The organism is Parapedobacter defluvii, from assembly GCF_014642075.1.
GTDB classification, from domain to species: Bacteria; Bacteroidota; Bacteroidia; order Sphingobacteriales; family Sphingobacteriaceae; genus Parapedobacter; species Parapedobacter defluvii.
Window position 1 is genome coordinate 1 of the sequence record NZ_BMIK01000037.1, and the last position, 14,748, is coordinate 14,748.

A 14,748-nucleotide genomic window follows, 5' to 3' on the forward strand; every position below is an offset into this window, starting at 1 on the left:
AAATATCTGGTAGTGCAATCCGAAAAAATGAAAATAATATATTAGGTTTGAAATTAGTTGTCCAACAAAAGGGCAGTATCATAGGATACTCATGCTACCCTTACCTTTTTAAGGTATCCGAAACGGGCGATAGCAACTGGCAACAAGTTGGGCATAACGAAAAAGTAGATTTTTCAATAAGAAGCCCAGGGAGGCAAGCAGCGGTGAGCAAAAGGCTATGGTTTACCGCACCACTTGATTTCGGATTACACTATATCGATGAGCATCAAATCAGGTCGCCATACGAAATTCACTTCCCTAAATCCCTCGTAAGCAAAGAGCTAACAAAGGATGCAAATGTCAATCCTGAAAAATTTTTCACCGAAGTAGTGAACAATGACCTCATCTACTCCGTAAACTCCGTTCGGGAAACGACTGACTATTTGATATTCCGTTCTAATCAGGAAGGTGTTTTCATAATAAACAAAAAAGACAATAAGGTGTATTGGGATAGCCACGTTGATGAAAATACATTGGGCGTGAAGCTGACTTATTATTTCCCGCATGACGGAGACGATGACATGGTTATGTTTATTCTCCCCGCTGATATATATACGCAACTTGTGCAACGGAATAATGAGCATATTTCTACTGCGCTTAACGTTAGGGAGGATGATAACCCTATCCTCATATTTTATAAACAAAAGAGCATCCAGTAATTCCAATGCTATCTTTCATCTCATTCACACTGCCAATTAATCATAAATACGCTTATCCCCTGAAAGAATTGCGTAAGAATTGATGGCTACCTGTTTTCGTTTTGTATGCCGCAATGCCTGTATTTTGTCTGTCTCTTAAGAATCGAAAAAAATGAAGACAGCTTATATATGCTGGGTGGTCGCCATACTGCTAGTAAGTTCAGTAGCATGCAAGGACAACAAAAGGACCTCCGCAGAAAAACTGATAATGGAGTGGGTGGGGAAGGAGATCATCTTTCCTCCCCGACCAGACTGTACTTATATGGGAGAGGATACCCCATGTACCGGCCTGAGCAATGTACCTTATAAAATACTCGTGTACACCGATTCGGTCGGCTGTACGAGCTGTAGACTCAATCTGACCGTTTGGAAGGCTTATATGAAAGAAGTAGATACGTTCGCACCGGGAAAAGTCGATTTTTTGTTTTATTTCCAGCCTAAAAACCGAAAAGAACTGGAGTATCTTTTGAAGCGGGAGGGATTGGAGCATACGGTATTTATTGACGAAAAAGGCGAAATAAGCCGAATCAACGACTTTCCCAAAGGGATGGAGTATCAAAGTTTTCTTTTGGATCGGGAAAATAAGGTGTTATCCATCGGAAATCCGGTTCTGAACCCCAAGATGTGGGAGATATACAAACAAGTGATCACAAGCTCAAACACACCATGACGGGAGAAAACGCGGCAGGCTATACGCTTCGATGCTCGAACGTAGCCTGTCCGCCGGTTATCCCACCCTTACAGGAAAGGAGGTACAGCGGCAAAGATAACGATTAGGATATGAAATCCTTAGCAGGATATTGGCTGTTGAAATGATAGATACAGCAAGAGCATTTTTTTTAAACATAAAAATCAATTCGAAATGAGAAAGAAAATTTTGGTCGGCTTTGCAGTAGCTGTTATTGCTGCTGTAGCCGCGCTTAACGTCAATTTTAGTATGAATGAAGGTGATGAACTGTCTGCTATAAATCTTTCGAATGTAGAGGCGTTGGCACAGAATGAGAGCGGGTCTGGGCATAGCTATGTTCACTGTGACGGGCATAATGTTCAATGTATAGGATTTGGAGATCTGAAATGTTGCAAATAATCTTGTGCGGTTCATGTGCAATATACTCCTCATGGAGTATATTGCTTTAAAACATAAGCTAATGAAAGAGGTATTCATAATTGTACTGATTGGTCTTATTTTCATGCTGGAATCGTGTGGGGAAAAAGAAAAAAATATTGGGGATGACGTTTTAGTGCTTGACTTTAGACATGACGGTAATATCGATCCAAATGAAATATTGACAACAGATTATATAAAACTGGAGACAAACGACGCTTGTTTGATAGATAAAGTTATCGTTCAAGTAGAGTATGCATCTGATAAAATTTTTATTTTGTCAGGAGGCGCAGACAGAAATCTGCTTGTTTTTGATATTTCAGGTAATTTCATTAATAGTATTGGGAATATGGGTAATGGGCCCGGTGAATATGTTATGCCAGTCTCATTTAGTATTGATACCGAATCAAATGTTGTTTCTGTAGTAGATATTGCGCAGCGGAAAATTATCGAATATGGCTTAGGTGGATTTGATTTTATTTCTGAAAAGGAACTCGGTTATTACTCTTCTTGCTTTGAGTATATAAACGCAAATCAATTGTTACTAAAAAACTCCGACTCGCAATCCGCATATAAGGACTGGGAATTCCTTCTGACCGGCGGCAATTTAGAATTGGAAGACAAATATGTAACTAGGGAATTTGTTACAGGTTATTCGACAGGACATACAAAAAATATATATAAAAGCGAAGGGCAGGTATATGCTTATGCACAATATAACCCAATTATCTACCGTTTTCAGAACGACAGAATAGAACCTGTATACCACATACAATTTGGGAAGTTCAACCTTCCCCCGAAAGAATATCTAGAGGCAATATCAACTAATAATGCGAATTTCTTAGCAGAACTGGATGTTTCTGATTATATATATTATTACTGTGTTTTTCAGACTAGTAATCTTTTAAATGTCTATTATTCTGTCGCTCAGGAAGCCTATATCGGACTATATAATCGGAATAATGACCAGATTTATAGTTTTCCGAAGACCTATTTTGAAGAGCAAATGATGGTCGGTTATATGGACAGGCCGGCGGGTACGATCAATGATTTTATCGTGGCGGCATTACAGCCCTTTGATTTGAAAGAGCGGTTAGAAGATAGTTATAATTTTGACCCAAAACTGAAAACATTAATACAGAACTCCGAAGACGACGATAATCCGATATTATTTTTATACAAATTCAAAGACTAAAATGCTGATTCAGGGCGCGTCATAATAGTAATGGGAGGCAATTGCGCTATGAATGTAGGGGCGGGTAAAATATGGAACACTTCAAAAGGAATTGTCTCTTTAGTAGTGGCAACGATATTGATTGTTGCATGTCTACGGATATTTCTATTTGCTTCCTTTAGTATCCCAACAAATTCTATGCAACCAACCATCTTACCTGGCGACCATATACTGATTAATAAATTGGTGCCGGGTCCGCGTATGGATTGGTTATGTAACACTGAAATTGCAAGCGTAAACAGGGACAACAGTTATCGCATCAGCGGATACCGACCCATTACACATGCCGATGTATTGGTATTCAATGCCCCTTATCACGGTTCAGGCAAACTAGCGAAAAATTGGGAGATCTATTACATCAAACGCTGTATGGGCATTCCCGGTGATACCCTGTCCATCGTCAAAGGTATATACGGCATAAGAAACAGCGAAGGCTCATTTGAAGTCACAACGCCCGCAAATAAATTCATTGATACCCCAATGGACAACGAGAAGCCCGGTATGTTCGAAGCGTTGGATTGGACATTGACTTCCTTTGGCCCGGTCTATATTCCCAGGAAAGAAGAGATGATCCGACTGGATTCGATCAATATCCATGTGTATCGAAACTTGATTGAATACGAGACCGGTGGTCAGGTTTCGTTTTCTGAGGGTAGGTGCTACCTCGATGGGAAACCATATCCTTACCATACATTCACGCAGAACTACTACTTTATGGCGGGGGACTACGCCATTGATTCCCAGGATTCCCGCTATTGGGGTTTATTGCCCGAAGACCACATTGTGGGTAAGGCAACGTATGTTTGGAGGTCTATAGATCCTGACACGAAAAAATACCGATTTGACCGATTCCTAAAACCGTTGTAACGATTATGCAGATGAATTCAAAAACCGTTGTCAACTGGCTGTGTTTATCGCCTTTCATCGGGTTGCTCACAGGCGTATTTGTCTTGGATGAATACTTCACGGATGGTACCGGAGTGGGTAAAATAGTCTTTTTTTACGGTATGATGGCACTGGTGCCCTTGGCCGCTTCGCTTTCCTATTGGGCGAACCGCCGGAGCCTGAAATACAGTATGACCGATTGGCTGGTGCCTTTGTTTGCCGCCTTGGGCCTAGTTATAACCTACCTCAGTCATCCGATGTGGAATACCAAGATGGTCACCCTGCTGCTGCTGGTGGTGCTCTATTTCTCACTGCGTATTGTGCTGGTGCAGCATGAAATGAATCGACATATCCTGCTTCTATGCGTGGTGGTTACGGGATTTGTAGAATCCCTATGGGGGCTATTGCAACTCTACGGATATACCCCCTCACAACACGTACTGTTCCGGGTAACGGGCTCTTTTTTTAACCCGGGTCCGTATGCCGGTTACTTGGCGGCGGTGTTGCCCATGGCGGTGTTTTACTCCCTGCAGGGCGGAAAGACGATTTATGGCCGGCAGGGTATTGCGTTGGTTACGCTGTTCGGTATTGCCCTGGTTTTACCCGCAACGATGAGCCGGGCGGCGTGGATTGCCGGAGGAACAGGTATGCTGGTGGTAGGTATATGTTATCTGTTTACATGCGGAAACCTGAGCGTCCGGTATTACCTGTCTTTACGCAACCGGAAGGGGATTATGGTGTGGTTAGCTGCGGCACTGTTGGCCGGTATAAGCGTGACAGGGCTGTATCACCTGAAAAAAGATTCGGCCGATGGAAGGGCGCTGATTTGGAAAGTGTCAATGGATCTGATTGAAAAGCAGTGGCCATTGGGCTCGGGGCTAGGCTATTTCTCGGGTAGCTACGGGGATGCGCAGCAAGATTATTTTGCTTCCGGCCGTGGCACGGTGGGGGAAGCATGGCTTGCGGGTGAGCCGCAATATGCCTTCAACGAACTTATCCAGGTTGCGGTAGAGCTGGGGTTGCTTCCGCTTGCGATCCTCCTGGTCATCGTCATTTATGCCTGTATAACCGGTATCCGACGGGGTAAACTGGCAGAAGCAGGCAGTCTCGTCGCATTGTTGGTTTTTTCTTCCCTATCTTATCCGTTTAGCCTGATGCCCTTTTTGGTGGTGATGGTGCTGCTCATCGCTGCCTGTGTGTCTGTACGGTACCGATTTACCGATGTCCATGATTTTGGCTATAAATACCTGTTCAACTACAAAATACGCCGTCGCTGGAATAACGTGTGGATCATCAGCTTATTGCTGATGGGTGGGGTGATGACAGCATGCTGCCTATACAGCCGATATCCGGTTTACGAAGCCCATAAAAAATGGGGCCGTGCACGGCCGCTTTATCGTGCCAACGCGTATGAGAAGGTGGTGGAGTCTTACCAAGACTTGCTGCCGTGCCTGGGAGATCAGGTATACTACCTGTTCGAGTACGGGCAGGCACTTTCGAAAATAGAACGGTATGAGGAGAGCAACCGGGTGATCGGCTTGGCAACCAGGGTGAGTGCAGACCCCATGCTGCTGATCATCCTTGGAAAAAATCGAATGGGGGCGGGCGACTATAAGTACGCCCAGACCTATTTCGAACGGGCGGCCCAGCGGGTGCCAAACCGACTCTACCCGTACTATCTGATGGCCAAGGCGTACCGCGAGGCGGGTAATCTGGACAAGGCTGAGGAGGTCGCCAGACAAGTAGTCGCCAAACAGGTCAAGGTCGATTCTCCTGCTACACGGGAAATGAAAGCGGAGATGAAGGCGATGATTAATCAATTGGAACAAGAAAATGCAAAAATAAGGACGAAGGAAGAATGACGAAGCATTTGAAACGAAGTGGGATGACTATTTTGTGGATGGCTATGGCACTGCATGCGATGCTAACCGCCTGTTCCACTACCGATAAACGGCAAAAGGAGGAGCATGTGCAAACGGTGCTCCCCGCTGATAGTGGCTATGTGAAGACTATGGTGTTGCAATATGCAGACTTTAATCGCGAATTGATTTCGAACGGGACGATAGCTGCTGCTGAAAGGGTAGACCTGCGTTTTGATAGCCCCGAAATTGTGGAGGAGATTTATGTCAGGAACGGACAACACGTTACGAAAGGACAGAAAATTGCAGCTTTGGCCCGGTTTAAACTGCAAAATGCCCTAGACCAGGCGCGTGATGACCTGGAAAAGTCCAAACTGGAGTTGCAGGATGTGTTGATCAGCCAGGGGTATGCCGTGGAAGATTCGCTGACTGTACCACCGGAAATCATGAAAATAGCCAAAGTAAAAAGTAATTATGAAAACAGTATAATCCAGTATGAACTGGCTCAGTACAACCTGAATAATGCGATTCTTTATGCGCCTTTTGAGGGTATTGTGGCCAATCTTTTTTCAAAAAAATATAATCTGCCCCCTAGTTCGGATCCGTTTTGCACCATTATCGGAAGCCAGGTATTGGAGGCCGACTTTAAGGTGTTGGAGGGCGAGCTTGCGCTGATCCGTATAGGAGATCCCATCCAACTATCGCCGTTTGCCTTAACGGATTATACGGTGTCGGGCAAGGTCGATGAAATCAATCCGGTGGTGGACGAGCACGGGATGGTCCGGATAAAGGCACGTATTCAAGGTACCGCCGATAAGCTGTACGATGGCATGAATGTCAAAGTCAGGATACAGCAAGCTAAGGGAAAACAATTGGTAATGCCCAAAACGGCTTTGGTGCTGAGAAATAATAGAAAAGTGGTCTTTACTGCTAAAAATGGGAAGGCGATATGGAATTATGTACAGACAGGTATGGAAAATTCGACCGGTTACATCATAACCGACGGGCTGCAGGCAGGAGACAGCGTGATTTATGAGGGCAATTTGAATCTTGCACATGAAACACCCATACGGGTAGGGAAATAACGGATACATGATCAGATTTCTTATCCATAAGCCAATAGCGGTATCAATGGCCTTTTTGGCTCTTTTTATATTAGGTATCATTACGTACCTCAATATTCCCGTATCCCTATTACCCAACATCCCCATACCGGAGATTACTGTACAGGTGGCCGGAGGAAACTTGTCGGCCCGGGAGCTGGAAAATTCGGTAGTTGCCCCCATCCGACAGCAATTATTGCAGGTGGCCAACCTGAGGGATATGCATAGTGAAACACGGGATGGCAATGCGACGGTTCGCCTGAATTTTGAGTATGGTGTGAATACAGACCTGGCCTTTGTGGAGGTTAATGAGAAGATAGATGCTGCGATGAACAGCCTGCCAAGAGAAATAACGCGTCCACGTGCAGTGAAAGCCAGTGCAACGGATATCCCTGTTTTCTTCCTTCACATTTCGGTAAAGAACGATCAGCCCTACGATGCGGGCGATGAAAGTGGATTTCTCAACCTGAGCGAACTATCCCGGTCCATGATCAAACGGCGTATTGAACAATTGCCGCAGGTTGCGATGGTGGATATGACAGGCCTGGTAGATAAACAGATACAGATCGTGCCTGACGACAATCTATTGGAGAGCGCAGGAATTACCCTGGCCGATATCACCGGCGTGCTTCAAAATAACAACATTGAGCCGGGCACGATGATCGTTAACGACGGCCATTACGAATACAACATCAGTTTTTCTGCAGTGGTACGCACACTGGAAGATGTGCAGGATATTTATTTCAAGAAGAACGGCCGCATCTACCGGCTCAGGGATATCGCCCACATAAGCTTGGTGAGTAGGCAGGAAGAGGGAATTTCTTTCTACAACGGCAAGCGGGCGATTACCCTGGGTATTATTAAACAGGCAGATGAGACCATGGCTAGTCTGGAAGATGCGATGAGCCATACGATTCGCAACCTGCAGGCGCAATATCCGGAAATTGAGTTTTCCCGGTCGCAGAATCAAACGGAATTGCTGGAGTACACGATTTCCAATCTGCAGCAGAACTTAATCCTCGCTTTTCTTTTCGTCTGCCTGGTGTCCGCTCTCTTTATGCGGGATGTGAAATCGCCCTTGATCATTGGCATCAGCATGTTTGTTTCCCTGATTGTGAGTCTGCTTTTCTTTTATACGTTCCATATCTCGCTTAACGTGGTCTCACTGACCGGGCTGATACTGGCGTTGGGGATGATGATCGATAATTCCATTATCGTTACGGATAACATCGGCCAGCACCGGAGAAAAGGAATGGGGATCGATGAGGCATGCATTAAGGGTACCAACGAGGTCATTGCGCCGATGCTGAGTTCTGCGCTGACGACTATCTCTGTTTTTATTCCGCTTGTCTTCATGAGTGGGATAGCAGGCGCGGTTTTCTTTGATCAGGCATTTTCAGTCACAGTAGGTTTACTGGTATCTTATTTGACAGGGATTATGTTGCTGCCCGTGTTGTATAAGTTGGTATATACAGCAAAATTGCCTTGGGTGCCCGTCAGACGTTCGGCATTGCGGGGTACGCAAGAAACCGTAGGAACCAGAAAGGAGTCTATCCCTGAAAGGGTTTACCATCGTGTCGCGGACTGGACGTTTGCAAACAAAGCGCTTACGATAACTGGCGTACTCCTTATTTTTCCGCTTTGTGTGTGGTGTTTTTTCTATATCCGGAAGGAAAAAATGCCAGAAATAAGTCAACGGGAGTTGATGGTCAGCCTAGAGTGGAATGAAAATATCCATTTGAAGGAGAATAAGCAACGGTCGCTTTCGTTTCTCCACCATATTCAGGAGTATGTTGAAGAAAATTCTGCACTCATCGGGCGACAGCAATTTGTGCTCAACGCGAAAGCTGGGCAGACATCTTCCGAATCGGAATTTTACCTGAGGACAGGCCAGCCGGATGACATCCCCCGGTTAAAAAAGGCAATCGATGCATATATGCAGCAGCGGCATCCATTGGCCGTTGTATCTTATGCACCGGCAGGGACCCTATTCGAACGGATTTTTGCGACGGCAGATGCTGACCTGAGGCTGGAATATTATCCGCAAACCGGGCAAGATGCACTATCCATGGATTCTATACGGGCCATTCAGGAGCAATTGCGTGACCTAACCGGTTATTATCCCAAAAGTGTATCGTTCCGGAAGCGGGTGGACCTCCAGATTGATGAGGAAAAGATGTTGCTGTACAATGTGTCGTATGATCATATCTATCAGGCACTGAGAGCAGGGTTTAAACAGGAGGAGGTCACCACATTGCGGTCATACCAGCAATACTTACCCATTATGATCGGACAGGGGAACAACGAGGTCAGTGAAGTCATCGGCCATACGATGATCTCCGTGAGCGAACCAAATGACGATGGCCGTAGCAGGAGGTTGCCGCTAAGCACGTTTGTCTCGGCTCATCCCGCTGAGGGGATGAAGACCATCGTGGGAGGGCGCAATGGCGAATACATTCCGTTCGATTTTTACGACGTACAGGATCCTGAGCATACACAGGCAGTGCTTTACAACAACGTGACATCCAATAACGAACGGGACATCCGCTTGTCGGGATCTTTCTTTTCAAACCGGCAGATGCTGGACGAACTGGTGATTATCCTGGCGGTATCCATTTTGTTGATGTACTTCATATTGGCCGCCCAATTTGAAAGCTTCCTGCAGCCGCTCGTTGTGTTGCTGGAAATACCGATAGCGATTACCGCGGCACTGGGTTTATTGATGTTGCTTGGATATAGCTTGAACCTGATGTCTGCCATCGGAATTATTGTGACCTGCGGCATCATCATCAACGATAGCATCCTTAAACTCGATATGGTGAATCAGCTGCGCCGTCAGGGTGTCGAGTTGATTGAGGCAATACACGAGGCCGGAAGAAGGCGCCTGAATGCGATCCTTATGACTAGTCTCACGGCGATTGTATGCATGGTGCCCCTGCTATTCAGCCATGATATGGGATCGGAAATGGAGAAGCCGCTGGCGATTGCAACCATTGGTGGAATGCTGGTAGGCACGCCTATCAGCCTTTTTGTGGTGCCGTTGGTGTATTGGTTTATATATAGGGATGAACGCAACGTGTAAGATGATGATGAATAAACTACTGATTGTTTTGACCACAATGGGCTTGGCCATAGTCGCAAAAGCACAGGTCATCCAAAAACTGACACTGCAGGAAAGCATCCAGATAGCCAGCGATAGCTCATTGCAATCATTTAGGGTGAACAACCTCTATCAGGCCAGTTTTTGGGAGTACCGGGCATTCCGGGCTGCCCGGTTACCATCACTTACGCTGAACATGACCCCCGTTGAGTACAACCGGGAATTCATTCGCCGCTATGAGCCCGATAGCAACATCGATGTTTACAGAATCCAGCAGTCGTTGTATTCTTCGGCAAATGTGGCTGTTAACCAGAATCTGGATATGACGGGCGGGACATTCTTCATCGATTCTGAATTTGGCTTTTTCCGGAATATGGGGCAGACAGCCTTCACACAATATTCAAGCGTACCCATCCGCATAGGCTACGTACAATCACTGACCGGGTTTAACCCATTTCGGTGGGAGAAGAAAATAGAACCGCTAAAATATGAAAAAGCTAAGAAGCAGTACCTCTATTCGCGGGAAGAAGTGTCTGAGTCGGTCATCGAACACTTTTTTACGCTGGCGCTGGCCCAGGCAGAATACGAAATGGCTATCGACAACGTGAAATCCGCAGATACCCTATTCCATATCGGCCAGGAGCGGTTTAAAATAGCGGCTATATCCCAGGCCGATATGCTGACCCTGAAGCTCGATGCCATCAACGCCAATAATTCGCTGAAGAATATCGAAATTGAACTGAAGAAAGCAACGTTTAATTTCCGGTCGTTCCTAAATCTGGAGGAGGGAAATCAATTCGAAATCGTACTGCCACAGCGCCCCAAAGATCTGTCCATACCCATAGACAGAGCGCTGGATTATGCGCAGGCAAACAACCCCGATTACCTGGGCAACCGGCAGGAAATCATGGAAGCAGAACGGGAAGCAGACAAGGCCAGCAAAGAAGCCGCATTCAACGCCGACCTGTGGCTGAGTACGGGGTTCAATCAGGTGGCCGGTACCGTAAGCGGAGCCTACCGCGATCCGTTGCAGCAAAACATTGTCCGCATCGGGCTCAGTGTACCCATCCTGGATTGGGGGGTACGGAAAGGACGGGTGAACATGGCAAAAAATAATCTGAACGTAGCACGCATATCCGTGCAGCAGAAAGAGCTGAGCTTAGAACAGGATGTCATGGTTACAGTCAGTGACTTTAACATACAGCAGGATATGATAAACAGCGCAGAGGAAGCACTGGATTTGGCTGTGGCTGCGTACAACGCTACCCGGCAACGGTTTATCATCGGTAAGTCCGATATCAATAGCCTGACATTGTCACTGAACCGGCAAAAAGAGGCACAAAAGAATTATATATCGGTATTGAAAAACTACTGGCTTAGTTATTATCGGATCAGGAAGTTGACATTGTACGACTTTGAGCGGCAGGCACCGCTTTCGTTTCTTTTCGATAAAATGAACAACGTTCGTTGATGACCGGGAAAAAGCAGATATCGTCGTTCTCCATCCTACTGGTTTTTGCCTGCCTATCGCTGGTTGGGTTGGTGCTGCTTCCCATGCTGACGGTCAAGTTGTCGCCATCTCAGGCATTGCCCCAACTTACTGTCGGTTTTTCAATGAATGGAGGTGCTCCCCGCACCGTGGAACTGGAAGTCACATCAAAGCTGGAAGCCATGTTCAATCGGATGCAGGGCATCCGTAAAATATCGTCAACATCTGGAAACGGATGGGGGCGGGTCAACATTGAATTTGATAAACATACGGACATGGATATTGCGCGGTTCGAGGTGTCAACCATGGTGAGGCAACTTTGGCCCCTCCTGCCGGAGCGTGTTTCGTATCCCTGGATATCACAAAGCCGAGCTGATCAGCAGGCGGATAAAGCATTCCTCAGCTTTACCATAAATGCTCCCCTGCCGCCACAGGAAATACAGCGTTTCGTGGAAAACAACCTCAAACCACAGCTCGGCATGATAGCGGGGGTAAATAGGGTAGAGGTTAGCGGGGCAACGCCCATGGTATGGCAATTGACTTACGATGCCGATCAACTGAATACCCATGGAATCCATGTTGCGGATATCCGGAATGCCATTGTGAATTCCCTGCGGACGGATTTCTTGGATAAGGCCTTTGTACAATCAGGAGATGGACGTGAAGAATGGGTCAGTGTGATGTTACATCCTTCTGAAATTGGTGGGGAAGATAGGCTGAGACATATCAATGTCAAACGCATCGATGGTACGATGGTACCACTCGGGAAAATCCTGAAGATCAGCAAGACGGAATTGCAACCCCAGTCATATTACCGGATAAATGGCCTCAACTCCATCTACCTTGCGGTCACGGCAGACGAAAGCAGTAACCAACTGGAACTCGGAAAGAAGATAAAACGACAGCTTTCCGATATGGAATACACACTGCCACCCGGTTACGAGGTGCATACCGCTTACGATGCAACCGAATATATCAAATCTGAGTTAAATAAGGTGTACTTCAGAACCGGATTGACACTTGCTATACTCCTGATCTTTGTTTTCATCAGCTATCGCAACCTGAAATACATGGTGCTGATCAGCGTAACGTTATGCTGTAACCTGGCTATTGCGGCCGCATGTTATTATTTCCTGAAATTGGAAATACAGCTGTATTCGTTAGCGGGTATTACGATTTCCTTAACCTTGATCATTGACAATACCATTGTAATGGCCGACCATCTGATCCGAAAGGACAACAGCCGGTCATTCATGGCCATTCTGGCCGCTACGGTGACGACCATCGGCTCGCTCGTTATCATCTTCTTTTTGGACGAGAAGCTGCGGCTTAGCTTGCAGGATTTTGCCGCAGTGATCATCGTAAACCTGGTGGTGTCGCTACTGATTGCGTTATTCATGGTTCCGGCACTGATTGATAAGCTGCGCATGTCGCGGCGATACCGGCACACCCGTCGCGTCCGTCGCAGCACCTATCTCTATTTTGTTCGTCCCTATAGCGCGGTTATCCGCTTCCTGCAACGGCAACGCGTGGTTGTTGGTATCGCGATTATTCTGGCGTTTGGCTTGCCTGTTTTTCTGATGCCGGAGCAGTTGGAAGGAGACTCGAAATGGGCAGAATTCTATAATAAAACAGTTGGGAGTACATTTTACAATGAGCATATAAGGGAATATGTAAACACTGCGTTTGGCGGTACCTTGCGGCTTTTTGTTCAGAAGGTCTACGATGGAGCTTACTTTTCCCAGCAAGAGGAGACCAGCTTGTTTGTCAGCGCTTCCCTGCCAAGCAATGCTACTATCGGCGAGATGAATGGGCTGATACAGCAGATGGAAAGCTATCTGAGCCAGTTTCCAGAAATCAGGCAGTTTCAAACCCATATCCACAATGCACGGCAGGCCAATATTAACATCCTATTTTCCAAACAATACACCCGTACCGGTTTCCCCCATTTGTTAAAGGCCAAACTGATTTCAAAATCGCTTGAATTGGGAGGCGGAAGCTGGGGAGTATATGGCTTGGGAGATGGGTTCAGCAATGACGTAAGGGAAAGTGCGGGCTCATTCCGCGTAGAAATGTACGGTTTTAATTACGACGACCTGATGGTTTGGGCAGAAATGTTTAAAGCAAAACTGTTGGAACACCGGCGCATTAAAGACGTGCTGATTGAATCTGAATTTAGCTGGTATAAGGATGAATACGACGAATTCCGTTTCGACTTCGACAAGGAAAGGCTCGAAGCAGAAAACATACAGCCTTATCAGTTGTACGACCAGTTGTATCATGTATTCGCGCGGGATATTCCCGTGGGTACACTCATGGCGCAAAAGGGGCCGGAACAGCTCTATCTGAGTTCAGCCCAGGCGGGTAGTTATGACTTATGGGGATTGCTCCATATGCCGGTTAAAAGCAACGGGAAAAGCTACAAAGTGTCTGAACTGGCTAAGATAAGCAAGGGGCAACAACCCCGGGAGGTGGGTAAGGTAGATCAACAATACCGGCTTTGTCTGCAGTATGAGTACATCGGCGCAAACGAGCAGGGGAAAAAAATGCTGGATAGGTATATTGATGAATTTCGCGAAATATTGCCCACAGGCTATACGATACACAATGCCAATTCTTACTACAATTGGTGGGGAGGTGAAAGCCAAAAGCAATACGGACTGTTACTGCTTATTTTTGTCATTATCTATTTTGCATCGAGTATTCTATTCAATTCGTTGGTCCAGCCCTTATATATTATTTTCGTTATACCGGTTTCTTTTATCGGTATTTTTTTATCGTTTTATTTGTTCAAGCTCAATTTCGACCAAGGGGGATTCGCTTCGTTTATCTTATTGTCGGGTTTGACAATCAACGCGAATATTTATGTTATCAATGAGTACAACAACATCAGAAAGGCATCGCCTCGGTTGCCGAAAATGAAAGTTTATATACGGTCGTGGAATGCCAAAGTCAGGCCTATCGTTCTGACCGTGTTGTCTACCATGCTGGGATTTATTCCGTTCTTGATAGGTGATTCAAAGGAAGCTTTTTGGTTTCCGTTGGCGGTCGGTACAATTGGTGGATTGACCGTTTCTACTTTAGCCACATTTCTTTTTTTACCCTTATTTATGGGAATCGGAAAGAAATAACGGCAACTTCCCCCCGTATTGCCAGGGAAATCGCTTTTAAGATTTTGGGATTAGGAATAGTATCCGTATATTTATGGAAATGGTTAGGGTGAAAAAAAATGCCCT

At 46.0% G+C, this 14,748-nt stretch carries 10 protein-coding genes; all 10 read left to right on the forward strand.

Annotation, left to right across the window (positions count from 1 at the left end; translation table 11 throughout):
- Window positions 1-698, forward strand: a 698-nt coding sequence (locus IEX60_RS24340; protein WP_188754000.1) for a hypothetical protein, incomplete at its 5' end; no start/stop codon positions are given.
- A 151-nt stretch (window positions 699-849) separates the two neighbouring features.
- Window positions 850-1,407 (forward strand): hypothetical protein, encoded by a 558-nt coding sequence (locus tag IEX60_RS24345; RefSeq protein ID WP_188754001.1) that lies wholly within the window; start codon window positions 850-852, stop codon window positions 1,405-1,407.
- Window positions 1,408-1,599: 192 nt separating this feature from the next.
- Window positions 1,600-1,824, forward strand: a complete 225-nt coding sequence (locus IEX60_RS24350; protein ID WP_188754002.1) for an NVEALA domain-containing protein — start codon at window positions 1,600-1,602, stop codon at window positions 1,822-1,824.
- Window positions 1,825-1,885: 61 nt separating this feature from the next.
- On the forward strand, window positions 1,886-3,037 hold the full coding sequence (locus IEX60_RS24355; RefSeq protein ID WP_188754003.1) for a 6-bladed beta-propeller: 1,152 nt from the start codon (window positions 1,886-1,888) through the stop codon (window positions 3,035-3,037).
- 48 nt (window positions 3,038-3,085) lie between these two features.
- Window positions 3,086-3,943: a signal peptidase I gene (gene lepB, locus IEX60_RS24360; protein ID WP_229717781.1), complete on the forward strand. Its 858-nt coding sequence runs from the start codon at window positions 3,086-3,088 to the stop codon at window positions 3,941-3,943.
- Between the two features lie 11 nt (window positions 3,944-3,954).
- On the forward strand, window positions 3,955-5,823 hold the full coding sequence (locus IEX60_RS24365) for an O-antigen ligase family protein (protein ID WP_188754005.1): 1,869 nt from the start codon (window positions 3,955-3,957) through the stop codon (window positions 5,821-5,823).
- Entirely contained in the window at window positions 5,820-6,905 is a 1,086-nt protein-coding gene (locus tag IEX60_RS24370; RefSeq protein WP_229717779.1) for an efflux RND transporter periplasmic adaptor subunit, read from the forward strand. Before IEX60_RS24365 ends, IEX60_RS24370 begins: the two co-directional genes overlap by 4 nt.
- 7 nt (window positions 6,906-6,912) lie before the next feature.
- On the forward strand, window positions 6,913-10,005 hold the full coding sequence (locus tag IEX60_RS24375; protein ID WP_188754006.1) for an efflux RND transporter permease subunit: 3,093 nt from the start codon (window positions 6,913-6,915) through the stop codon (window positions 10,003-10,005).
- 1 nt (window position 10,006) lies between these two features.
- A complete protein-coding gene (locus tag IEX60_RS24380) occupies window positions 10,007-11,494 on the forward strand; it encodes a TolC family protein (RefSeq protein ID WP_229717780.1) in 1,488 nt (495 codons plus the stop codon).
- A complete protein-coding gene (locus tag IEX60_RS24385; RefSeq protein WP_188754007.1) occupies window positions 11,494-14,643 on the forward strand; it encodes an efflux RND transporter permease subunit in 3,150 nt (1,049 codons plus the stop codon). Before IEX60_RS24380 ends, IEX60_RS24385 begins: the two co-directional genes overlap by 1 nt.
- Window positions 14,644-14,748 lie beyond the last annotated feature (105 nt).

Excerpts from the sequence above, each read along its gene's own strand:
- IEX60_RS24370 (WP_229717779.1), top strand. The coding sequence starts at position 5,820 with ATGACGAAGCATTTGAAACGAAGTGGGATGACTATTTTGTGGATGGCT.
- IEX60_RS24385 (WP_188754007.1), top strand. The coding sequence starts at position 11,494 with ATGACCGGGAAAAAGCAGATATCGTCGTTCTCCATCCTACTGGTTTTT.
- IEX60_RS24380 (WP_229717780.1), top strand. The coding sequence starts at position 10,007 with ATGATGATGAATAAACTACTGATTGTTTTGACCACAATGGGCTTGGCC.
- IEX60_RS24365 (WP_188754005.1), top strand. The coding sequence starts at position 3,955 with ATGAATTCAAAAACCGTTGTCAACTGGCTGTGTTTATCGCCTTTCATC.
- IEX60_RS24375 (WP_188754006.1), top strand. The coding sequence starts at position 6,913 with ATGATCAGATTTCTTATCCATAAGCCAATAGCGGTATCAATGGCCTTT.
- lepB (WP_229717781.1), top strand. The coding sequence starts at position 3,086 with ATGAATGTAGGGGCGGGTAAAATATGGAACACTTCAAAAGGAATTGTC.
- IEX60_RS24350 (WP_188754002.1), top strand. The coding sequence starts at position 1,600 with ATGAGAAAGAAAATTTTGGTCGGCTTTGCAGTAGCTGTTATTGCTGCT.
- IEX60_RS24345 (WP_188754001.1), top strand. The coding sequence starts at position 850 with ATGAAGACAGCTTATATATGCTGGGTGGTCGCCATACTGCTAGTAAGT.
- IEX60_RS24355 (WP_188754003.1), top strand. The coding sequence starts at position 1,886 with ATGAAAGAGGTATTCATAATTGTACTGATTGGTCTTATTTTCATGCTG.